At 62.5% G+C, this 21,967-nt stretch carries 23 protein-coding genes; 13 read left to right on the forward strand and 10 right to left on the reverse strand.

Annotated features, from left to right (window positions below; all coding sequences use genetic code 11):
• A complete protein-coding gene (gene queF, locus X744_RS143990; RefSeq protein WP_023762131.1) occupies positions 1–462 on the reverse strand; it encodes a preQ(1) synthase in 462 nt (153 codons plus the stop codon).
• A gap of 97 nt (positions 463–559) precedes the next feature.
• Here queF and X744_RS143985 point away from each other — a divergent pair, with 97 nt between their 5' ends.
• On the forward strand, positions 560–2,605 hold the full coding sequence (locus X744_RS143985; protein WP_023762132.1) for an NADH:flavin oxidoreductase: 2,046 nt from the start codon (positions 560–562) through the stop codon (positions 2,603–2,605).
• Positions 2,606–2,738: 133 nt separating this feature from the next.
• On the opposite strand, the gene X744_RS143980 is transcribed toward X744_RS143985, so the two are convergent.
• Positions 2,739–3,146, reverse strand: a complete 408-nt coding sequence (locus tag X744_RS143980) for a hypothetical protein (protein WP_031261038.1) — start codon at positions 3,144–3,146, stop codon at positions 2,739–2,741.
• Positions 3,147–3,267: 121 nt separating this feature from the next.
• Between X744_RS143980 and X744_RS143975 the strand changes: the two genes are divergently transcribed.
• The gene (locus X744_RS143975) at positions 3,268–3,696 is read left to right on the forward strand and encodes a MarR family winged helix-turn-helix transcriptional regulator (RefSeq protein ID WP_031261040.1); all 429 of its coding nucleotides are present in this window, start codon (positions 3,268–3,270) and stop codon (positions 3,694–3,696) included.
• 210 nt (positions 3,697–3,906) lie between these two features.
• On the opposite strand, the gene X744_RS143970 is transcribed toward X744_RS143975, so the two are convergent.
• Complete coding sequence (locus X744_RS143970; protein ID WP_023762135.1) at positions 3,907–5,973, reverse strand: EAL domain-containing protein; 2,067 nt, start codon at positions 5,971–5,973, stop codon at positions 3,907–3,909.
• A 304-nt stretch (positions 5,974–6,277) separates the two neighbouring features.
• On the opposite strand from X744_RS143970, the gene X744_RS143965 reads away from it, so the two are divergent.
• The 5 genes from X744_RS143965 (at position 6,278) to X744_RS143950 (ending at position 11,807) form a co-directional block, all read left to right on the forward strand.
• A complete protein-coding gene (locus X744_RS143965) occupies positions 6,278–7,465 on the forward strand; it encodes a glycine C-acetyltransferase (RefSeq protein WP_023762136.1) in 1,188 nt (395 codons plus the stop codon).
• Between the two features lie 51 nt (positions 7,466–7,516).
• A complete protein-coding gene (gene tdh / locus X744_RS143960; protein ID WP_023762137.1) occupies positions 7,517–8,551 on the forward strand; it encodes an L-threonine 3-dehydrogenase in 1,035 nt (344 codons plus the stop codon).
• Between the two features lie 109 nt (positions 8,552–8,660).
• On the forward strand, positions 8,661–10,244 hold the full coding sequence (locus X744_RS143955; protein WP_023762138.1) for an HD domain-containing phosphohydrolase: 1,584 nt from the start codon (positions 8,661–8,663) through the stop codon (positions 10,242–10,244).
• Positions 10,245–10,334: 90 nt separating this feature from the next.
• Positions 10,335–10,607, forward strand: a complete 273-nt coding sequence (locus X744_RS0138220; protein ID WP_031261042.1) for a hypothetical protein — start codon at positions 10,335–10,337, stop codon at positions 10,605–10,607.
• Positions 10,608–10,673: 66 nt separating this feature from the next.
• Complete coding sequence (locus X744_RS143950) at positions 10,674–11,807, forward strand: substrate-binding protein (protein WP_023762140.1); 1,134 nt, start codon at positions 10,674–10,676, stop codon at positions 11,805–11,807.
• Positions 11,808–11,901: 94 nt separating this feature from the next.
• Here the strand turns inward: X744_RS143950 and X744_RS143945 are convergent, their stop codons facing one another.
• A complete protein-coding gene (locus X744_RS143945) occupies positions 11,902–12,396 on the reverse strand; it encodes a MarR family transcriptional regulator (protein WP_031261044.1) in 495 nt (164 codons plus the stop codon).
• 88 nt (positions 12,397–12,484) lie between these two features.
• Here X744_RS143945 and hmgA point away from each other — a divergent pair, with 88 nt between their 5' ends.
• The 4 genes from hmgA to X744_RS143930 all read left to right on the forward strand — a co-directional run bounded on the left by hmgA (position 12,485) and on the right by X744_RS143930 (position 16,021).
• Positions 12,485–13,798 (forward strand): homogentisate 1,2-dioxygenase, encoded by a 1,314-nt coding sequence (hmgA, locus tag X744_RS143940; RefSeq protein ID WP_023762142.1) that lies wholly within the window; start codon positions 12,485–12,487, stop codon positions 13,796–13,798.
• 588 nt (positions 13,799–14,386) lie between these two features.
• Positions 14,387–14,623 carry a hypothetical protein gene (locus tag X744_RS1000000175495; protein WP_023762144.1) on the forward strand — a complete coding sequence of 79 codons (237 nt, stop codon included), beginning with the start codon at positions 14,387–14,389 and terminating at the stop codon, positions 14,621–14,623.
• A 92-nt stretch (positions 14,624–14,715) separates the two neighbouring features.
• Complete coding sequence (locus X744_RS143935; protein ID WP_031261047.1) at positions 14,716–15,729, forward strand: fumarylacetoacetate hydrolase family protein; 1,014 nt, start codon at positions 14,716–14,718, stop codon at positions 15,727–15,729.
• Between the two features lie 4 nt (positions 15,730–15,733).
• Entirely contained in the window at positions 15,734–16,021 is a 288-nt protein-coding gene (locus tag X744_RS143930; protein ID WP_023762146.1) for a hypothetical protein, read from the forward strand.
• Between the two features lie 169 nt (positions 16,022–16,190).
• Here X744_RS143930 and X744_RS1000000172680 read toward each other — a convergent pair whose 3' ends face one another.
• Together X744_RS1000000172680 and hppD are read right to left on the reverse strand one after the other, a co-directional pair.
• Positions 16,191–16,376 (reverse strand): type II toxin-antitoxin system prevent-host-death family antitoxin, encoded by a 186-nt coding sequence (locus X744_RS1000000172680; protein ID WP_084025672.1) that lies wholly within the window; start codon positions 16,374–16,376, stop codon positions 16,191–16,193.
• 64 nt (positions 16,377–16,440) lie between these two features.
• Positions 16,441–17,556, reverse strand: coding sequence for a 4-hydroxyphenylpyruvate dioxygenase (hppD, locus tag X744_RS143925; protein WP_023762148.1), 1,116 nt, complete (start codon positions 17,554–17,556; stop codon positions 16,441–16,443).
• A gap of 137 nt (positions 17,557–17,693) precedes the next feature.
• Here hppD and X744_RS143920 point away from each other — a divergent pair, with 137 nt between their 5' ends.
• The gene (locus tag X744_RS143920; RefSeq protein ID WP_023762149.1) at positions 17,694–18,161 is read left to right on the forward strand and encodes an Lrp/AsnC family transcriptional regulator; all 468 of its coding nucleotides are present in this window, start codon (positions 17,694–17,696) and stop codon (positions 18,159–18,161) included.
• 29 nt (positions 18,162–18,190) lie between these two features.
• Here X744_RS143920 and X744_RS143915 read toward each other — a convergent pair whose 3' ends face one another.
• The 4 genes from X744_RS143915 to aztA form a co-directional block, all read right to left on the reverse strand.
• Positions 18,191–18,529 carry a TIGR01244 family sulfur transferase gene (locus tag X744_RS143915; protein WP_023762150.1) on the reverse strand — a complete coding sequence of 113 codons (339 nt, stop codon included), beginning with the start codon at positions 18,527–18,529 and terminating at the stop codon, positions 18,191–18,193.
• Positions 18,530–18,679: 150 nt separating this feature from the next.
• A complete protein-coding gene (aztC, locus tag X744_RS143910) occupies positions 18,680–19,621 on the reverse strand; it encodes a zinc ABC transporter substrate-binding protein AztC (RefSeq protein WP_031261049.1) in 942 nt (313 codons plus the stop codon).
• Positions 19,622–19,649: 28 nt separating this feature from the next.
• Positions 19,650–20,525 (reverse strand): zinc ABC transporter permease AztB, encoded by an 876-nt coding sequence (gene aztB, locus X744_RS143905; protein ID WP_023762152.1) that lies wholly within the window; start codon positions 20,523–20,525, stop codon positions 19,650–19,652.
• The gene (gene aztA, locus X744_RS143900) at positions 20,525–21,346 is read right to left on the reverse strand and encodes a zinc ABC transporter ATP-binding protein AztA (RefSeq protein WP_023762153.1); all 822 of its coding nucleotides are present in this window, start codon (positions 21,344–21,346) and stop codon (positions 20,525–20,527) included. The genes aztB and aztA overlap by 1 nt, the downstream gene beginning before the upstream one ends.
• Positions 21,347–21,573: 227 nt before the next feature.
• Between aztA and X744_RS143895 the strand changes: the two genes are divergently transcribed.
• A complete protein-coding gene (locus tag X744_RS143895) occupies positions 21,574–21,918 on the forward strand; it encodes a RidA family protein (RefSeq protein WP_023762154.1) in 345 nt (114 codons plus the stop codon).
• The last annotated feature ends 49 nt before the right edge of the window (positions 21,919–21,967 follow it).

Raw genomic sequence — 21,967 nt, forward strand, 5'->3', positions numbered from 1 at the left:
CTAGCCGCGCCCGCGATAGGGCGCGACGCCGGTGTCAGGCAGCCAGACGCCTTCGGGCGGCGCGCCGGTCTGCCAGAACACGTCGATCGGAATGCCGCCGCGCGGATACCAGTAGCCGCCTATGCGCAACCACAAGGGCTTGGTTGCCGCCACAATACGGCGGCCGATCACGACGGTGCAGTCTTCATGGAAGGCGCCATGGTTGCGAAACGAGGTCATGAACAGCTTGAGCGACTTGGATTCCACCAGCAGCGCATCGGGCGCATAGTCGATGACGATATGGGCGAAATCCGGCTGGCCGGTGACCGGGCACAGCGAGGTGAATTCCGGGCAGGTGAAGCGCACGATCGCCGGCGGCCCATCGCCGCGCGCAAACGGCACGGTCTCCAGGACCGCCGCTTCGGGGCTCTGTGGCGTCTCGACGTGGGCGCCGAGTTGGGTGAGGGTTTTGGTGTCGATCATGAGCGGGATCCTTATCGCATGCCGGGAAATGTGGGGACGACATGCTCGAAAACGAAATTTGCCGCTCATTAGCACAATTTGAAACTCCAGGAAGACGATGAACAGCAGCGATCCGCTTCTCCAGCCTTATCAGCTCAAACATCTGACGCTGAAGAACCGGGTCATGTCGACCAGTCATGAGCCGGCCTATTCCGAAGATGGCATGCCGAAACAGCGCTACCGGCTCTACCATGCCGAAAAGGCCAAGGGCGGCATGGCGCTGACGATGACCGCCGGCTCGGCGATCGTTTCGCGCGACAGTCCGGCCGCCTTCGGCAATCTGCATGTCTATGAGGACAGGATCGTGCCGTGGCTGGCCGAACTCGCCGACGCCTGTCACGAGCACGACTGCAAGGTGATGATCCAGATCACCCATCTCGGCCGCCGCACCGGCTGGAACAAGGCTGATTGGCTGCCGGTGCTCTCGGCTTCGCCCGTGCGCGAACCGGCGCATCGCGCTTTCCCGAAGACCATCGAGGACTGGGACATTGAGCGCATCGTCGCCGACTATGCGTCAGCGGCCCAGCGCTGCCACGCCGCGGGCCTCGACGGCATCGAGTTCGAGGCCTACGGCCATCTGATGGACGGCTTCTGGTCGCCGGCCACCAACCACCGCGACGACGAATTCGGCGGCTCGTTGGACAACCGCCTACGGTTCACCAACATGGTGCTCGATGCCGTCCGTGCGGCGGTCGGCGATAAATTCGTCGTCGGCATCCGCATGGTCGCCGATGAAGATTTCGAAAAAGGCCTATCGAAGGCGGAAGGCATAGAGATTGCAAAACGGCTGGCCGGCTCCGGCAAGGTCGATTTCCTCAACATCATCCACGGCTCGATCGAGAGCGATGCGGCACTCACCAAGGTTATCCCGGTGACTGGCATGCGCTCGTCGCCGCATCTCGATTTCGCCGGCGAGGTGAGGGCGGCGACAAAATTCCCGACCTTCCATGCGGCGCGCATTTCCGATGTCGCCACCGCGCGGCACGCCATCGCCACCGGCAAGCTCGACATGGTCGGCATGACCCGCGCCCACATCGCCGATCCGCACATTGTCAAAAAAGTGATGGAGGGCAGGGAGCACGAGATCCGCCCTTGTGTCGGCGCCACCTATTGTCTCGATCGCATCTACGAAGGCGGTGAAGCGCTGTGCGTCCACAATGCGGCGACCGGCCGTGAGGCCGACATCCCGCACATCATAGTCAAGACTGAAGGACCTAAGCGCAAAGTCGTCGTCGTCGGCGCCGGCGCCGGCGGATTGGAACTGGCGCGAGTCGCGGCAGAGAGAGGCCATCAAGTCACGATCCTGGAAGCATCGTCACAGGCCGGCGGCCAGGTTCGGCTGGCGACGCAGAACCCGCGGCGCAAGGAATTGATCGGCATCATCGACTGGCGATTGGCCGAACTCGACCGGCTCGGGGTCGAGATCCGTTACGACACCTGGGCCGAGAAAGACGACGTTCTGGCACTGTCGCCCGACATTGTGGTGGTTGCCACCGGCGGGCTGCCGCAGAACCCGCCGCTGACAGCTGGTGACAACTTGGTCACCTCGAGTTGGGACATCATGGCCGGCAGCGTCAAGGCGGCCGAAAACGTGCTGCTCTATGACGACAATGGCGGCCATCAGGGCATGGGCGCGGCCGAACTGATCGCCAATGCCGGCTCGAAACTCGAGCTTGTTTCGCCGGAGCGCTTCTTCGCACCGGAAATGGGTGGCATGAACCATGTGCCATACATGCGCGCCTTCCAGGAAAAGGGGGTCACCATCACCATCAACACCCGGCTGCGCTCGGTGAGGCGCGAGGGCAACCTGTTGGTCGCCGAACTTGGCTCGGATTTCGCCGATGGCTGGCGCGGCGAGCGCAGGGTCGACCAGGTGGTGGTCGAGCACGGCACGCTGCCGCTCGACGATCTCTATCTCTCGCTGAAGCCGCTGTCGAAGAACGGTGGCGCGATCGACTATGAGCGGCTGGTGAGTGGTGGCGACATCTTTCCCGAGCGCAATCCAGAAGCGCGCTTCGTGCTGTTCCGCATCGGCGACGCGGTCGCCTCGCGCAACATCCATGCCGCCATCTATGACGGCATCAGGTTCGGCTTGCGGATTTGAAATTCGTTATCGCGAGAATCGGTGGCGCGCGGTCGGACCTGCGTACGAGAGCCCGTGTACTTCGGTCCGACCGCGCGCCCGCACGTCATTGGCTCGTCGCCAGACAACATGCGATTCCGTGAAATTGTGCGCCTCAGACCATCCGCGCGACGGCCATGCACAGCACGGTGATAACCAGTAGACCGCCGGCGATGCGCTCGCCTCTTGTCATTTTCGCGCGCAACTGTGCTTCCGTCGCCGCATCGGTGCCGGCAAGCTGCCGGGTGGCAGAACCGACCAGCGCGCCCTGGACGCCGGCGGCAATTAGAGCCGTGGCGATGCCCAGCGCCAACACCTTCTCCATCGGGCCGAAAAGGCCTTGATGGAAGAAATACCAAAGCAGTATGCCGGTGAGGAAAACCAGGCCGGCCGCGCCCATTTGGGGCCGGAAGAACCGTTCCGCCCGGATTTCCGGATCGCGGCCGACAGCGATGGTGGTGCCGGCCCAGAACACGCCGGCCATGACATGAAGACCGAGGACGACGATGTAGACATATTGCATGACCGCATTTCCTCTTTTTTGCCCGCCGTCCGTCATAAAATTAGATATCGAATGATTAGATGTCAATGTATAAGACTGTCACCCAGTTCGCTCTACGGAGAACACCGCCTAGTGTCCGACGATGTCTCCCTTTGACCGCCCGCCAGTCGGCATGAATCTTGGCCGCACCGCCAAACTTGTCGCCCAAGCCTTCGATGCTGCTCTTGTTGAAGCGGGCGGTACGTTGCCCGTCTGGCTCACTCTGCTGTCGGTCAAATCGAGCAAGCTTGCCAATCAGCGCGAGCTTGCCGGCATGATCGGCATTCAGGGGGCGACGCTGACCCACCATCTCAATGCGATGGAGGCGCAGGGCCTGCTGATACGCCGCCGCGATCCCGTGAACCGCCGGGTTCATCTGGTCGAACTGACCGCGGCGGGAGAAGCGATGTTCGAGACCTTGCGCAAGGCTGCGTTGTCCTTTGACAAGCGGCTACGGGTCGGACTGTCCGACGAGCGGCTGGCGGAGTTCGCGCAGGTTCTGGCGGCGTTGCGGGCGAATGTCGGGGGATAGGAGGGCGGGCCCGGCTCATCGGCTCAGTCGTCGTAGCCCCGGATTGTTCCAAAAGTGTAATGGCGCAGGTTCAGAGCGGTGATCAGGTTGGTCAGCTTCGTCTTGCGTCGAAGCCGTCCTGGAACATCTCGCCCAAAAGTGCGCAGCGGTTTTGGGATAACAAAGCGCGTCGCTCGGTTCCGCTCAAGCGCGATACGCTTTGGGCGACGCCTATGCCAGGCTTCCCTGCAGCACCGTCAGCCTGGCCTTCTTCGGCATGCGGGCAGTCAGCCATTCCAGCGCCTTGTCGTGCGGCATCGGGAAGGCGATGGAGTAGCCCTGCACCTGGTCGCAGCCGATCGCCATCAGCGATTCGAGTTCGGCTTCGGTTTCGGCGCCTTCGGCGACGATGGAGATGCCGAGGCCACGGGCAAGCTCGGTGATGGCGCGCACGATCTTCGAGTTGTCGCCATTCTCATGAATGTTCTGGACGAAGCGTCGATCGATCTTCAGCCGGTCGATCTCGTTCGGATTGACATGGCTTAGCGAGGCATAACCGGTACCGAAATCATCGAGTTCCAGGTGGACGCCGGCCGCCCTGATGTGGCGCAGCTTGGCGGCGATACCCGTCTTCTCGTCGTCGAGGATAACGGATTCGACGATTTCCAGCGACAGTTTCTGTGGCGGCAGCCCGGCCTTTTCCAGCGTCTCGAAAAGAAACTCATCGAAATCGGGCTCGCGCAGTTCGGTGCCGGAAACATTGACGGCAAGCCGGCCGAAGGCAATGCCGGCGCGGTTCCATTCGGCGGCTTCGTTGATCGCTTTGGCGATGACGATACGGCCGATCTCGGGCATGAAGCCGCATTTTTCGGCGACCGGGATAAATTCGCCCGGTGGGATCATGCCGCGCTCGGCATGGTTCCAGCGCACCAGCGCCTCGATGCCGCTGATCGTGCCGTTGGTCAGCGAAACCTGCGGTTGGAAATAGACCTGGAAGGCCCGCTCCGCGATGGCGACCTTGATGTCGTGCTCGAGCTGTTTGCGATAGTCGAGCTCGCGGCGCAACTCTTCGGAGAAGAAGGAGAAGTTGCCGCCGCCCAGCTTCTTGGCGGAATAGAGCGCCAGATCGGCATGAACCAGCAGATCCTGAGCATTGTCGGCGTCGATCGGGTAGACGGCGATGCCGGCGCTGGCGCCCGGGAGAACGGTCGTGCCCTGGAAGACGATCGGCTCGTTGATATGCGCCAGGATGCGCCGCGCCAGCATGTTGATGTCTTCGGTGCCGCCGGCGCCGCCGAGGATCATGACGAACTCGTCGCCGCCCAGGCGCGCGCACAAATCCGACGCCCGGCAGGAATCGCGCATGCGCTGCGCGGTGACGACCAGCACATAGTCGCCTGCGGCATGGCCTAGCGTATCGTTGATCTGCTTGAACCGGTCGAGGTCGAGCTGGATCACAGCCAGGCGCTCCCGGCGGCGGTGTGACCCCTTGATCAGCGTGTCGAAATGATCGGTCAGGAACGTGCGGTTGTGCAGGCCGGTGAGGCCGTCATGCACCGCGATGAAGGCCATCGAATTGCGCGCGTCGATCAGCTCATGCGTCTTGCGCAGGATGGCGTTCGACATCGGCCTGAAGATGAAGAGTGCCACCAGTATGATGACGCCCAGGGTGGCGTAGAACAGCGTGCGGTGGAGAGCGAGCAGCTTCTCGGAACGCTCGTCTGCATCGGCGCTGATGCGCTGGCCAAGCGCGGCGTAGCCCGACAAGTTCGCATTGGCGACGGAGGCATCGAGATTGACGCGCTCGCCGCCGCCCTTGTAGCCGCCATTGCCGCTGAATTGAGATTCATAGGCCGAGATCAGGCGGTCGCCATTGGCGATCAGCCCGACCGAGAAATAGTCGAGGTGGAAGGGCTTGGCGAAAAGGACGCTGTCGATCGACCTCGGATCGAGCTTGGCCGGCGATTGGGGGTCGGCTCCCGTCTGCTTTAGCAGCAGATCGTAGTTGGTCTCGAACTCCCCCGTGGCCTGCTTGAGCGCGCTGACCAGCGCCGGCTGTTTGTCACGCGAAGCAGCACCGGTTGCGCCGGCCAGGAAGACGATGCGCTGCGAAAGCGTCTTTTGCGTGCTGACGATGTCGAGCAAGGTGTTGTTGTGCTGTTGGGTGGCCATCATCTGCTGCAGCAGGATGAAGGAGGCTATCACCATGGCGGCAATGATCAGCAGGGCCAGCCAGTAGCCAGCTTTGATCAGCAGTATGAGTTTGCCTGAAACGGTCTGCGCCGGCTGCTGCGACATTTTCGGGGGCGGTCCTCTTCGCCAACGGATTCCTGCTGCGAAGACTGGCCTGCAAACATTAACAGGTCTGGAAATCCACAGCCGTCCGGCAAGGTTGGGACGTGGAAAGATCGCGAAATGGTTATCGGCCCGTTTAGCGTCATGCCGGCATTCGAGCGGTCACCGGCCAACACCATTTGTTGTAGTGTCGCTTTTGTGATCATCGGGGCCACATCGGGTCGCTTGCCACCGATCCGGTCGTTTTTGCGATGGATTTTTAGCTCGGACGAGACGACAGTCGGCCCACATCGAACGAGGCCCAACCATGACCGCAGCATTCCTTTCCCACATCGACAACGAGCTCGCGGGGCTCAGATCGGCCGGCCTCTACAAATCCGAGCGCGTGATCTCCTCGACCCAGTCGGCTGAGATCGAGGTCGGCGGGCAGAAAGTGCTCAACTTCTGCGCCAATAACTATCTCGGCCTTGCCGATAGCGACGACCTGCGCGATGCGGCCAAGCAGGCGCTCGACCGCTATGGCTACGGCATGGCGTCGGTGCGCTTCATCTGCGGCACGCAAGAGGAGCACAAGCAGCTCGAGGCGACGATTTCATCCTTCCTCGGCCTGGAAGACACCATCCTCTATGGCTCCTGCTTCGATGCCAATGGCGGCCTGTTCGAGACGTTGCTCGGTGAAGAGGACGCGGTCATTTCCGATGCGCTGAACCACGCTTCGATCATCGACGGCGTGCGGCTGTCGAAGGCCAAACGCTTCCGCTACGCCAACAACGACATGGCCGATCTGGAGGTGCGCCTGAAGGAAGCCAGGGACTGCCGCTTCCGGCTGATCGCCACCGACGGTGTGTTCTCGATGGATGGCATCATCGCCAATCTCAGGGGTGTCTGCGACCTTGCCGAAAGATACGACGCCATGGTGATGGTTGACGACAGCCATGCGGTCGGCTTCGTCGGCCAGAACGGCCGCGGCTCGCCCGAGCATTGTGGCGTCGAGGGCAGGGTCGACATCATTACCGGGACGCTCGGCAAGGCGCTCGGCGGTGCATCCGGCGGCTACACCTCTGGCAAGAGGCAGGTGGTCGATTGGCTGCGCCAGCGCTCGCGGCCCTATCTTTTTTCCAACACGCTGATGCCGGCGATCGCCGGCGCTTCGATCAAGGTGTTCGACCTGATCCGCAATGGCGATGCCTTGCGCGAGCACCTCTATGCCAATGCGACGCGGTTCCGGTCGCAGATGGGCAAGCTCGGTTTCACGCTGGCCGGCGCCGACCATCCGATCATTCCAGTGATGCTGGGCGATGCGACGCTGGCGCAGGAGATGGCGGCTCGCATGCTGAAGCGTGGCATCTACGTCATCGGTTTTTCCTTCCCGGTGGTGCCGAAGGGCCAGGCGCGCATCCGCACCCAGATGTCGGCGGCGCATTCCGCCGCGGACATCGACCGTGCGGTTGAGGCATTCGAAGCGGTCGGCAAGGAATTGGGCGTGATTTCCTGAAAGGCCGCAATCGAAAGCCATTCCGGATCAAGAGATTCAAGGGACAAAAGCATGTCGAACATGATGAAGGCGCTGGTGAAGGCCAAGGCCGAGCCGGGCATCTGGATGGAAGAGGTGCCGGTGCCGGAAATCGGCCCTAACGACGTGCTGATCAAGATCCGCAAGACGGCAATCTGCGGCACCGACGTCCATATCTACAATTGGGATCAGTGGGCGCAGAAGACGGTGCCGGTGCCGATGGTCACCGGCCATGAATTTGTCGGCACCGTCGCCGATTTCGGCGCCGCTGTCACCGAATACAAGGTCGGCCAGCGCGTGTCGGGCGAGGGTCATATCGTCTGCGGCCATTGCCGCAACTGCCGTGCCGGGCGAGGGCATCTCTGCCGCAACACGCTCGGCGTCGGCGTCAACCGTCCGGGCGCCTTTGGCGAGTATCTGGCGATTCCGCAGCACAATGTCGTGCCGATCCCCGACGATGTGCCGGACGAGATCGCCGCGATCTTCGATCCCCTGGGCAATGCCGTCCACACGGCATTGTCCTTTGACTTGGTCGGCGAGGACGTACTGGTCACCGGGGCCGGACCGATCGGCATCATGGGCGCGCTCGTCGCGCAATGCGTCGGCGCACGAAAGGTGGTGATCACCGACATCAACCCTGTGCGGCTGGCGCTGGCGAAAAAGCTCGGCGTCCAGCATGTCGTCGACGCCTCGCAGGAAAAGCTGCGTGACGTCATGCCGGCGCTCGGCATGACCGAGGGTTTTGACGTCGGCCTCGAAATGTCGGGCGCCGCCCCCGCCTTCCGCGACATGATCGACACCATGAACAATGGCGGCAAGATTGCCATCCTGGGCATTGCGCCCACCGGTTTCGAGATCGACTGGAACAAGGTCATCTTCAAGATGCTGCATCTGAAAGGCATCTACGGCCGCGAGATGTTCGAAACCTGGTACAAGATGATCGCGCTCGTGCAGGGGCCGCTGGATGTCTCCGGCTTGATCACGCACCGCATAGGCATCGACGACTTTCAGGCCGGCTTCGATGCCATGCGCAGCGGCAGTTCCGGCAAGGTGGTGATGGACTGGTAGGCGTTGGCGCCGAGGATCTGAAACCAGCCAGCCGGCTGACGGCGTGCGTGGGATTTTCCGCTAGGTATTGACGGCCCGCGGGACTAGCATGCCCATTGGGAGGTGGGCGATGACAAACGTCTCGATCCGCCGGGCGGACTTCATGATGGTCCTCGCCTATGCTTCGGACCTCGCAACCGGTCATTCTCGCGACTTCGCGCTGAAATCCTGCGTGCTTGCGATGCGGATCGCAGATCGTGCGGGCGTTTCCGAGCAGGTTCGGCGCAATGCCTACCATCAGTCGATGCTTCGCTATGTTGGCTGCAACGCGGATACCGATCTTCTGTCGGCAACCTTCGGCGACGAAATCGCGCTCCGCCAGGACCTTGTCGGTCTCGACATGGGCAATCGTGCGGAACTGGGCAGGGTCTTCGTACAGGCCTTCAAGCGGTTCTATTACGATCTCCAGCCTGACGCGCAGGCCAAGGCGGTCGAGGCCGCCATGTCGCAGGCACTTGCGGTGGCCCGCCCGGTGCTGATCGCGCATTGCGAGGTCGCGCAGCGTATCGGCGAGCGGCTTGGCTTGTCCGGGGAGATGGGCCGTAATCTTGGACAGATCTACGAACGCTGGGACGGCAAGGGTCTGCCACGTGGACTGAGCGGCGAGGAGGTGCTGCCGGCCGTCCAATTGATCACTCTGGCGCAGGATGTCATTGCGCTTAGCGATGCCGTCGGGATCGTGGAAATGGCCGAAACTGTCGCCAGCCGCGGCGACGGCCCTTACGCAGCTCATCTGGCCCGGCTTGTCGCGGCAAACGCTGCGGTGCTGATGGAAGGCATCGGCGTGACGGTCGACCGCGAGACGATTTTAGCGCTGGAGCCCGATCCGCCGGTGTCGCTCGATGAGGCGGACTGCGACGAGGCATTTCTCGCCATCGCCGACATGATCGACATGCGCATGCCGTTCACACAAGGCCATTCGCGGATGGTGGCGGAACTGGCTGAGGGAGCGGGGAGACAGATGGGGCTGCCCGCCGCCGACGTCCGTGCGCTGCGCTGGGCGGGCTGCATCCACGACATTGGCGAACTTGTCGTGCCGGTGGCGACCTGGATGCGCAATGGTCCGCTGTCGGTCCGCGAGCGCGACGCAGCCCAACTGCACGCCTATTACGGCGAGCGTGCGCTGGCCTCGTTCGGCCGCGAGGGCGAGGCAATGGCCTCACTCGTCCTGCGCCATCACGAACGCCTGGACGGCTCTGGCTATCACCGCAAGGTCGGTGGTTCCGACCTGTCCCCGGCGGCGAGAATCCTGGCCGCTGCCGAAGCGTTCCAAACGTCGCGGGAGGAACGTCCTCACCGCAGGGCACTGTCCAGCGACGCCGCGGCGACGCAGTTGCGCGCTGCCGTTCGTGAGGGCAGTATCTGCCCCGACGCCGCCGAGGCCGTGCTGTCCTTCGCCGGCCAGCGGTCACGCCGGGCGCCGCATCGGCCGCTGGCTGGAATGACGCCACGTGAGATCGAGGTGTTGCGCCTGATCGCCGCCGGCCTCACCGCCAAGGAAGCGGGGCGGAACCTGGATATCTCGCCCAAGACCGCGGATCACCATATCCAGAACGTCTATGCCAAGATCGGTGTGACCACCCGCGCCGCCGCGGCACTCTATGCGGTCGAGCACGGCCTTGTCCGGCCGGGCGAGACGAAGTCATCGGCATAGGGAATCCTCCCCATGTGCACCTGCTCCGAGGCGCGCATCGTGATCCTGTCGACGGACCAATGGTGGCCGCGACCGACAGGAGGAAATCAGATGCTTCTCGCAACGACCAAGGTGGCGGACGTCGACCGCTTCATCCATATCTTTTCGACCAAGGGCGCCGACAAGCGCCGGCTGCACGGTTCGAACGGCGCGACCGTGTTCCGCGACCCCAGCGAGTCCGACCGCGTCTGGGCAATCTTCGACTGGGATGCCGAGGGTTGGAAGAACTTCGTATCGGATCCCGAAGTGCCGGCAATCCTGCAGGAGGCCGGCCACGTGGGCAAGCCGCAAGCGGCGATGCTGCTCGGCCACTATGAGGCCTGACGTGCCTTTCGCGCCGCCTGCTACCGGCGGCGCGCACCCACGAACCCCAGAGATCGGAGACATGAGATGCACCAGAAACCCATCAAGATCGGCCTTATCGCCGAACTCACCGGCCCGTTGTCCTTCATGGGCATAGCCAACGCAAACCTCACGACCATGCTCGTCGATGACATCAACGCCAAGGGCGGCTTGCTGGGCCGGCCGGTGAAAGTCATCATCGAGGACGGCAAGACCACCGACAGCGTTGCCAAGGCAAGGACCGCGAAACTGATAGATGTCGACAAAGTCGATCTGGTCGTCGGAGGCATCTACAGTTCGACCCGCCAAGCCATCAAGAGCGAGGCGGTCGCGCGCGGCAGGACGCTCTACATCTACACCGAGCAATACGAGGGGCAGGAAAGCGATCCCCTGATCTTCTGCACGGGCCCGGTGCCCGCGCAGCAGGTCGAGCCGCTGATCCCATGGTTCATGAAGAGCACCGGGGCGAAGAAGTTCTATCTACCTTCGGCCGACTACATCTGGCCCCATCTGTTGAACAAGGCCGCGAGCCGGGTGGTTCGCGCCAATGGCGGCGAGATCGTCGGTGAGGAGTATTTTCCGCTCGATACCGTCGATTTCCGGCAGACGGTGCAGCAGATCATGGCGAGCGGCGCCGAAGTGGTCTTCAACACCCTGGTTCCGCCGGGCTTGACGCCGTTTCTCGACGAGCTGCACAAGGCTGGTTTCGGCAAGCGAGGCGGCAAGTTCATCTGCACCTATTTCGACGAGAACTTCTTCAATCTCGTGCCGTCCGAGCAGATCGAAGGCCTCTACAGTTGCCTCGATTACTATCAGGAACTCGAGGATCCGTTTGGCCGGGCGCTCTTGCGGCGCTACCAGGACCGATTCCCCGGCAGCGCGATGTTGACCGCGGGCAGCGGCTGCACCGGCCACTACCGGGCGATCAAAATGTGGGAAGCGGCGGTGAACGAAGCCGGCTCGGTCGAGCGCGACGCGGTTATCCGGGCGCTCGACCACGCCCGGATCAGCGAGGGACCGGGTGGCCCGGCCGAAATGGTCCCCGGCCAGCACCATGTTCGCATGAACATGTACATTGCGCAGGCACAGAGCGGTCGCTTCCGGATCGTGAAGAACCTTGGACCGATCGATCCCAACGAACGGATGCTTGCCGGCGAAAGCCAAGTCATCGGCGCCGACTGAATCCGCGGCGTCGATCAATGTTGCTCCAAGTGGCGAGGGCGAGTAGATGCCGCCCTCGCCATCCAACCGGGCCAACAAGGGCTGTTCCTTGCGCCTATTCGATGTCATTCCGCAACTGGCCCTGGGTTGACGCCAGGGCGGCCTCCAGCGCGGCCAATCCGTTCGAGATCGCCGCACGCTCGCTTGCGCTAGGTTTGTCCAGCAATTCCCGCTCGAACGCCTTCGCAAGCGGCACCATTTCGCGATAGGCGGCAAGGCCGGCCTTGGTCAGCGCCAGATGTTCGACGCGGCGGTCATTCTCGTCAGCGGATCGGGTAAGCCAGTGTCGCCGTTCGAGTTCAGCCACGGCGCGCGATACCTTGGTCTTGTGCATGGCCGATTGGTTACCGAGTTCAGTCGCGGTCATCGTTCCATGCTGCCCAAGCCCGGAAAGGGTACGCCATTCCGGCCGCGTCAGGCCGTGACTGTCCTTGTATATTCGGGAAAATTCGCGGCTGACGGCGTCGGCAAGCCGGTAGAGCCGGTAGGGCAGGAAATTTTCCAGATTGAGAATTTCAGGCGCGTCGGACGCTTCGCTCTTGATCGCCATTTTTTCAAAGCCGCCATTGATGGTTACATTTTCGATGGTTACAAATGAAACCAGTTTGGTCAATTGAGATCCATTCCGGGAGGAAGCAATGGCCTTTTCCTATATGCCGGGTTTCGGCAACGACTTCGAAACCGAGACGCTGCCTGGCTCGTTGCCGCAAGGACGTAACTCGCCGCAGCGGCCGGCCTATGGCCTTTACGCCGAGCAGCTTTCAGGCTCGCCCTTCACCGCCCCGCGCGGCACCAATGAGCGCTCGTGGCTCTACCGCATTCGGCCGAGCGTCAAGCACACCGGCCGCTTCAAACCGGCGAGCTATCCCTTGTGGAAGAGCGCGCCCAATGTCGGCGATCACGAACTGGCGCTCGGCCAATACCGCTGGAATCCGGTGCCGATGCCGAAAGAGCCCACCGATTTCATTGCCGGCATGCGTAGCATCACCACTGCGGGCGATGTGCTGGGACAGACCGGCATGGCAGCGCATGTCTACGTCGCCAACCGCTCGATGGCGGACGATCATTTCTTCAACGCGGACGGGGAGTTGCTGGTCGTGCCGCAAGTCGGTGCCTTGCGCTTCGTCACCGAGATGGGCGTCATCGAGCTGCGGCCCGGCGAGATCGCAGTGCTGCCGCGTGGGCTGGTCTTCAAGGTCGAGCTGGTCGATGCCGAAGTGCGCGGCTATGTCTGCGAGAATTACGGCGCCAAGCTGACGCTGCCGGATCGTGGTCCGATCGGTGCCAACTGCCTGGCCAATCCGCGCGATTTCAAGACACCTTGCGCCTGGTTCGAGGAGAAGGAAACGCCGTGCCGGCTAGTCGTCAAATGGTGCGGCAATTTCCATGTCACCGAGATCGGTCACTCGCCGCTGGATGTCGTCGCCTGGCACGGCAACTACGCGCCCTACAAATATGATCTGGCAACCTTTTCGCCCGTCGGCGCGCTGCTGTTCGACCATCCCGACCCGTCGATCTTCACCGTGCTGACCGCGCCGAGCGGCGAGGAGGGCACCGCCAACATCGACTTCGTCATCTTCCCGCCGCGCTGGCTGGTTGCCGAAGATACGTTCCGGCCGCCCTGGTATCACCGCAACATCATGAGCGAGTTCATGGGGCTGATCCACGGTCAATACGACGCCAAGGAAGAGGGTTTTGTGCCCGGCGGCATCAGCTTGCACAATCTTATGCTGGCCCATGGACCGGATGCGCCTGGCTTCGAAAAGGCCTCGCGCGCGGGCCTGAAGCCGGTCAAGCTCGACAACACCATGGCCTTCATGTTCGAGACCCGCTTTCCGCAGATGCTGACCCGCTACGGCGCCGAACTGGAAACCCGGCAGGACAATTACATCGACTGCTGGTCCGACCTGAAGAAGCGCTTTAACGGCACGCCGGAGGGCGACTGGTCTTGAGCACTGAGCCAATGGCGGACCGACTGGTGCTTTTGGGCTCGAAGGGTGGTCCGGCATTGCGGCCGGGCGGACCGTGGCCGAGTTCGTCGCTGCTGCAGATCGGCGGCCGCAGCATCGTCGTCGACTGCGGTCTCGGCGTCACGCGCGGTCTGGTCGATGCCGGCATCAGCCTGAAGGCGCTCGACCTGGTCTTCATCACTCATCTGCATTCCGACCATGTGTTGGAACTGGGACCGCTGATCCACACCGCCTGGACGGCGGGGCTGGCGACACCCGTCGACGTGTTCGGCCCGCCCGGCACGGGCCACTACTGGCGGCGCTTTTGTCAGTCGTTGGAGTTCGACATCGAGATCCGCATCGTCGACGAGGGCCGGCCGGACATTCGCGAACTGGTTTCGATCGTTGAGTTCGGCGAAGGCCATGTGGCCGAGCAGGGTGGCTTGAAGATCTCGGCGCTGCGCGTCGAGCATCCTCCGGTGACCGACTGTTTTGCCCTGCGCTTCGAGCATGGCGGGAAAAGCGTTGTGTTCTCAGCGGATACGGCCTTTTAGATCGGAAGAGCGTCGTGTAGGGAAANTCGAGCGGCTGGTGGCGAAGACCGGCAATGGCGGGCGGCTGAGAGAGCATCTGCTCGCCAGCCACAGCTTTGCCGAAGAAGCCGGGCATATCGCCCGCGATGCCGGCGTGACGAGGCTGGTGCTTAATCACCTCATTCCGGCCGACGATGCCGAGATCGGTGAGGCCGACTGGGTCGCTGCTGTCAGGAAAACATGGGCCGGCGACTTGACGATCGCCCGCGACGGCCTTGTTGTGGATCTAGCATGATCCCGAAAAGTGGGAACCGGCTTTTGGAAGAGATCCTGCGAAAGGCAAAAAAACCAAAGCGGCGCCAAAGCCGCACAGGGAGAGGAAACCGCATGAAGCTTGCCACATTGAAGGACGGGACGCGCGACGGAAAACTCGTCGTCGTCTCGCGTGACCTGACACGCTTCACCGACGCCTCGTTCCTGGCGCGCACGCTGCAGGCGGCGCTAGACGACTGGCGGCGCATCGCCCCACATCTCGCGACGATAGCGGAATCGCTGGAGAACAATGCGATGCCGTCGGAACGCTTCCACGAGCATGACGCCCATTCGCCGCTGCCGCGTGCCTATCAGTGGGCCGATGGCTCGGCCTATGTGAACCACGTCGAACTGGTTCGCAAAGCGCGCGGCGCCGAGATGCCGGCGAGCTTCTGGACCGACCCGCTGGTCTACCAGGGCGGCTCGGACTCCTTCATTCCGCCACGCGATCCGATCCGGGTAGTCGACGAAGCCTTCGGCATCGACATGGAGGGCGAAGTCGCTGTTGTCGTCGACGACGTGCCGATGGGGGCAAGCCTCGATGAAGCGCGCGCCGCGATCCGGCTGGTGATGCTGGTCAACGACGTCACGCTGCGCGCGCTGACCGGACCGGAGCTAGCCAAGGGTTTCGGCTTCTTCCAGTCAAAGCCGTCTTCGGCGTTCTCGCCTGTCGCAGTCACGCCGGACGAACTGGGTGACGCCTGGGATGGCGGCAAGGTCAGCCTGCCGCTGCTCGCCGATCTCAACGGCAAGCCGTTCGGCCGGGCCAATGCCGGCGTCGACATGACCTTCGATTTTCCGGCGCTGATCGTGCATGCTGCCAGGACAAGGCCGCTGGCCGCCGGCACCATCGTCGGCTCGGGCACCGTCTCCAACAAGCTCGACGGCGGGCCGGGCAAGCCGGTCTCGGACGGCGGCGCCGGCTATTCCTGCATCGCAGAACTGCGCATGATCGAGACCATTGTATCAGGCGAACCCAAGACGCCGTTCCTGCGCTTCGGCGACACGGTGCGCATCGAAATGAAGGACAAGACGGGTCATTCGATCTTCGGCGCCATCGAGCAGAAGGTCGAGAAATACGAGAGGTGAGGGAATGACGGGGGACTATCTGCTGGCCGGTGTCTGGGCACTCGCCTTGCTGGCGGCCTTCATCCAGGCGATCCGGTTGAGCTACCGCGTCGAGGCGCGCACGCTCGGCCTGACCAACCGCAGCGGCTTTCCGCGCAAGGCGATGATGTTCCACACCATCACCAACATCAACGTCGCGCGGGATCTGGAAACGCAAGTCATGCGGCGGCGGATGAGCCGGCTTTTGCTGATCGTTCTTGCCGGATCTGTGGTTATGTGGGCGGGCTTGTATCTGGTGCGGTCAATCGGATGACACCATGAACCTGCCTGATCACCTGCTCGCATGTCCGGCAACCTGCATGCGATGCTATCCGGCACCTTGGTCAAGCCGCCACAGTTAGACGAGTTCCTGCTCGTTTATGACATCAAACTAAGGAAGGCAGAGGTCGAGAGGCTGGGGGCTCCAGTTGCCAATTCTCATCTTACATAATCGGCCCATCAACGGCTGAGGTAGTGCCGATGCGTGGCAGAAGGCCCACCTTCACCGGAGGGGGGAGAAGACGCGCCACCGGCTTACCGCGTCGGGTGATCACGACCTCCTCGCCGGCCTTCGCGCGCCTTACGAGTTCCGACAGCTTAGCTCTGGCTTCGGTTATGGAGACGTTCACGGCTCGACCTCTTGTGATCGGAACTTAGATCAAAGCCGATCGAGCCGCAAACGAGCTTGAGGTTTCAGGCCGCTTTGCCATCCACCTTGATCACCCCGCGCTTGATCTGGTCCTGCTCGATCGATTCGAACAGCGCGCGGAAATTGCCCTCGCCAAAGCCTTCGTCGCCCTTGCGCTGGATGAACTCGAAGAAGATCGGGCCGATCACGGTTCTCGAAAAGACCTGCAGCAGGATCTTGGTCGTGCCGCCGTCGACGACACCTTCGCCGTCGATCAGGATGCCGTGCTTCTTCATCCGCTCGATCGGCTCGTCATGGCCGTTCACGCGATCATACGACATGTTGTAGTAGGTTTCCGGCGGGCCGGGCATGAATTTCAGCCCGTTTTCGGCCAGCCTGTCGGTGGCGGCATAAATCTCGTCGGTGCCGACCGCAATGTGCTGGATGCCTTCGCCATTGTACTTCTTCAGATATTCGGCGATCTGGCTGGTCTCGTCCTTGGACTCGTTGAGCGGAATGCGGATCTTGCCGCAGGGCGAGGTGATGGCGCGGCTGACCAGGCCGGTGATCTTGCCGTCGATGTCGAAGAAATGGATCTGCTTGAACCCGAACAGGTTGCGGTAGAAATCCCACCATTTGTCCATCTGGCCACGATAGACATTGTGGGTCAGGTGGTCGAGATAGTAGAAGCCGACGCCTTGCGGCTGCGGGTCACGTTCGCCCAGCCATTCGAACTCGGCATCGTAGGCCGAACCCTTCTCGCCGTACGTCTCGATGAAATAGAGCAGCGAGCCGCCGATGCCGACGATTGCAGGCACATCGAGCGCCTTGTCGGTGCCTTCGTAAGGCGTCGCGCCTTTGGCAACAGCGTGGTCGAAAGCGTGTTTGGCATCGACCACGCGCCATCCCATGGAGGGGGCGCAGGGGCCGTGCTTGTCGACGAATTTCATCGCATGCGAGCCGGGCTCGGCATTGACGACATAGTTGATGTCGCCCTGGCGCCAGACGGTTATGTCCTTCGTGCGGTGCTTGGCCACCGGGACATAGCCCATGCGGGTGAACAGTTCGGCCAGCTTCTGCGGCTCCGGATGCGCGAACTCGACGAACTCGAACCCATCGGTGCCGGCGGGGTTGTCCTTGCTGATCTTGGCGGGTGGGGCATCGTGCGGGAAGGGGCCCATGATATTCCTCCGGGTCTGGCCTGGCCTGCAAAGGCCATCTGACGTCATCATAACGCGGAGCCGGTGCACGGTGCTTGCATTCAAACGCTTGAAATGATCATCTCATGCGCGAAATATGCACCGTGCGGGGAAAAACCATGGATGAGACGCGCATTGATCAGTTTGACCGCAAGATAATGGCGCTTTTGCAGGGCGATGCTCGGTTGACCAACAATGATCTTTCGGAACGCGTCAACCTGTCGGCGTCGCAATGCTCGCGCCGCCGCCAGCGGTTGGAGGAAGACGGCTTCATCAAGGGCTATCGCGCGGTGCTCGACCGCGACAAGCTCGGCTTCTCGCTGGTCAACGTCATCTCGGTGACATTGGCCACTCACAACCGCGACAATGCGCGGCGCTTCGGCGAACTGGTGGCGCGGCTGCCTGAGGTGCAGGAGGCGCACGCGCTGACCGGCGAGATGGACTACATCCTGAAAGTGGTGACGCCCGATTTGAAGTCGCTATCGGAATTCGTCAACGGTGTGCTCCTGCCGCACGAATCCGTGCAGCACGTGAAAACGGCGATCGTGCTGGAGACACTGAAGGAAACCGGCGCGCTGCCGATCTGACTGTTGGCCCGATTCGACCTTCGGCCGATCTACCCCTTCGACTGTTGGATCAGCCCATAAAGATTGGTGCAGCGCGCGCCTGAACGGCAATAGGCGAAGACCGGGCCGTCGAGCTCATCCAGTGCCTCGGCCTGATCCTCGACATTCTCGGCCGTGATCTGGCCGCTGATGACGGGGATGTAGCGGAAGGCGAGGCCCTCGGCTTCCACCGCCGCCTTGAGCGTGTCGGCCGAAGGCTGGCCGGGCTGCTCGTCGTCGGGTCGGTTGCAGATGACGCTCTTGAAGCCGGCGGCCTTGATGGCGGCGACGTCTTCCGGCTGTATCTGGCCCGAGACCGAATAGTCCTCACTGATTTCGCGGTATTCCATGGCAGTATCCTCGCAAACTGGTCAGGCGGCAGTCTTGCCACTCCCCGACATGTGCGGCAATCCGCACCGAAGGAATTCTCTGCCAAATAGACATTGCGCGCCAGAAAATCCAACCGGGCCGATGCGGCCCGGTTGGATGACCCTTCAAACTCAGCTGCCGAGGATCGCCCCTTTGATCTGGCGGATGTTGTTGTGCATCATGTCGATATAGGTCGAGGCCGGGCCGTCGGGTTGCGACAGCGCATCCGAATAGAGCGTGCCTCCGACCTTGATGCCGGTCTCGCTGGCGATCTGCTCGATCAGGCGCGGGTTGGTGATGTTCTCGACGAAGATCGCAGCCGCTCTGTCCTGCTTCACCTGGGTGACCAGCTTGGCGACGTCGGCGGCGGACGGTTCGGAATCGGTCGAGATGCCTTGCGGGGCGAGGAAGGTCAGGCCGTATGCGTGTTCGAAATAGCCGAAGGCATCATGCGAGGTGATGACGACACGCTTGTTTTCAGGGATCGAGGCGATCGCCGCTTTCACTTCGCCTTCGACCGCATCGAGCTTCTTGGTATAGGCGGCGGCATTGGTCTGGTAGCTGACGCAGCCGTCGGAGTCGGCCGCGCAGAAGGCTGCGGCGATGTTCTTCACATAGATCCTGGCGTTGGCAATCGATTGGAAGGCGTGCGGATCGGTGACGGTCTTGCCGCCGCCGGTGCCGGCACCTTCGGCTGCGTCCGCATCGGCGAATTCAGGCTTGAAATCGATCGGCTTAACACCCTTGGTCAAGGTGACGATCGAGGCCTTGGTGGCGCTGGCGTCGACCAGCCGCTGCAAAAACCCTTCGAAATGCAGGCCGTTGACCAGCACGATATCGGCCTTGGCCATGGCCACCGCATCGGCCGGGCTCGGCTCGTAGACATGGGCATCGCCATCCGGCCCGACGATGGTGGTTACATCGACACGGTCGCCGCCGACATTCTTGGCGAAATCGGCGATGACGGTGAAGCTGGCGACCACTTTCAATGGTGCCGCTAAGGCCGACGATGCGCCAAGGGCAGTTAATGTTATAACGCTCATCGCCAGGGCGGCGCGGATCGATTTCAGCATAGACGGGTCTCCTTTAGGGGGCGGGGGATCAGGCCGTTCTGTGACGGTGATGGACGATGCGGGCGCGCAGAATGCCGCGCGTGCCGAATAGGATCGAGGCGAAATAAACGACGCCTGCCGACAGGATGATGGCCGGGCCGGACGGCAGCGACGCGTGATAGGATAACAGCAGCCCGGCGACGCAGGAGGCAAAGCCGATCAGCACCGCCAGCACGCACATCGGCTCGACGCGCACCGTCCAGAAGCGGGCGGCGGCGGCCGGCAGCATCATCAGCCCCACCGACAGCAAGGTACCGAGTGCCTGGAAGCCGCCGACGAGGTTGAGCACGACAAGGCCGAGGAAGATGAAATGCACCGGGCTGCCCAGCCGGCTGACCGAGCGCAGGAACAGCGGATCGAGGCATTCGGCGACCAATGCCCGCCAGAAGATGGCAAGGCTGACCAATGTCACCGCAACGATGCCGCCGATCAGCATCAGCGCTTCATTGTTGAGCGCAAGCACGGTGCCGAACAGCACATGCATGAGATCGACGCTGGAACCGCGGATCGACACCATCAGCACGCCGATGGCGAGCGAGATCAGATAGAACGCCGCCATCGAGGCGTCCTCGCGCTGGATGGTGAAGCGCGAGACGGCGCCGGCGCCGAGCGCGACGATGACGCCGGCGATCAGGCCGCCGATGGTCATCGGCAGGATCTCCAGCCCATAGAACAGGAAGCCGGCGGCCGCACCCGGCAGGATGGCATGCGCCATGGCGTCGCCAGACAGGCTCATCCGTCGCAGCATCAGGAAGACGCCGATGGGGCAGGCGCCGAGCGACAGCATCAGCGAACCGATTAGCGCCCGCTGCATGAAGCCGAAATCGGCGAAAGGCGCGATGAAAAGACCGTAAAGCGCGTCCATCAGGCAGCCCTCGGCCCGACGCCGTGGTCATGATCGTGCCCGTGATCATGATGGCCATGATGATCGTGCCCATGGGCATGAGCGTCCTCACCCGGCTCGCACCAGGGCGCATTCTCTTCCCAGGCTTCGTGGAAGCGGCGGGCGCGTAAAAGGTTCTCCGGCTTCAGCGTTTCCCTGGTTTCGCCCCAGGCGATCGGCTGGCGGGCGAGAAGCAGCGTTTCGGGGAAATTCTGCCGCACCAGATCGAGATCGTGGACGACCACCATGATGGTGCGTTCCTCGCCGTGCCAGTGTTTGATCAGTGCGATGAGGTCGCCAACCGTCTTGGCGTCGACCGCGTTGAACGGCTCATCGAGCAGGATGAGCTCAGCGTCCTGCAACAGCACGCGCGCAAACAGCGTGCGCTGCAACTGGCCCCCCGACAGCGTATCGATCGGCCGCTTCTCGAAGCCGCCGAGGCCGACCGCCATCAGTGCTTTGGCGACATCATCGCGATCTTGCCTGGTGTAGCGGCCGAGCAGGCCACGCCGTGGCCACAGGCCAAGCGAGACCAGATCCACCACTCGTGCCGGAAAGGAGCGGTCGAGTTCCGACTGCTGCGGCAGGTAGGCGGCGCGAACGCCAGGCGCGCGGACGACCTCGCCGGCCATTGGTTTCAACACGCCGACAATGCCTTTCATCAGCGTCGATTTGCCGGAGCCGTTGGCGCCGACGACGGCCGTCAGCGAGCCCTTGCGGATGGTACCGTCAAGATGATGGATTGCGGGATGGCTGCCGTAGCCAAGCGTCAGGTCGCGGAATGTCAGGCATGTGTTTGTCATTCTGCGATCCGTGGGGCGGCGAAATCCGGCTGCTGTCAGCGGCCGATTGGATATGTGATGTTATTACATTAGTCAACAAGCCAATCCGGCGGAATTGCGACTGCCGGATCAACTCGCCGTGTAAGGATGTCTCACGCCGCTGGTCCAAGGCGAATTGCCCGGGCGACCTTGCCCGAGGCCGGCCGCAACTCTAAAGAGGCACGACCGACACAGCAAGGAACCATCCAATGAGCATTCGTCGCATCGACGTTGGCCCGCGCATGAGCCAGATCGTCATCCACGGCAACACCGTCTATCTGGCCGGTCAGGTCGGTCAGCCGACCGGCAACGTCGCTTCGCAGACCAGGGACATCCTGGCGGCAATCGACCAACTGCTGGCCAAGGCCGGTAGCGACAAGACCAAGATCCTGCAGGCGATCGTCTGGCTTGCCGACATGAGCACCTTTGCCGAGATGAACGCGGAATGGGACAAGTGGGTGCCGCAAGGCAACACGCCGGCCCGCGCCACCGGCGAAGCAAAGCTCGCCGGACCGGAATATCTGGTCGAGATCATTATTACCGCCGCGATCTGAGTTTTTCACCCTCCCCCTTGTGGGGAGGGTCGCTGCGAAGCAGCGGGGT

The organism is Mesorhizobium sp. LNHC252B00 (assembly GCF_000502955.1).
In the GTDB taxonomy this organism is placed as follows: domain Bacteria; phylum Pseudomonadota; class Alphaproteobacteria; order Rhizobiales; family Rhizobiaceae; genus Mesorhizobium.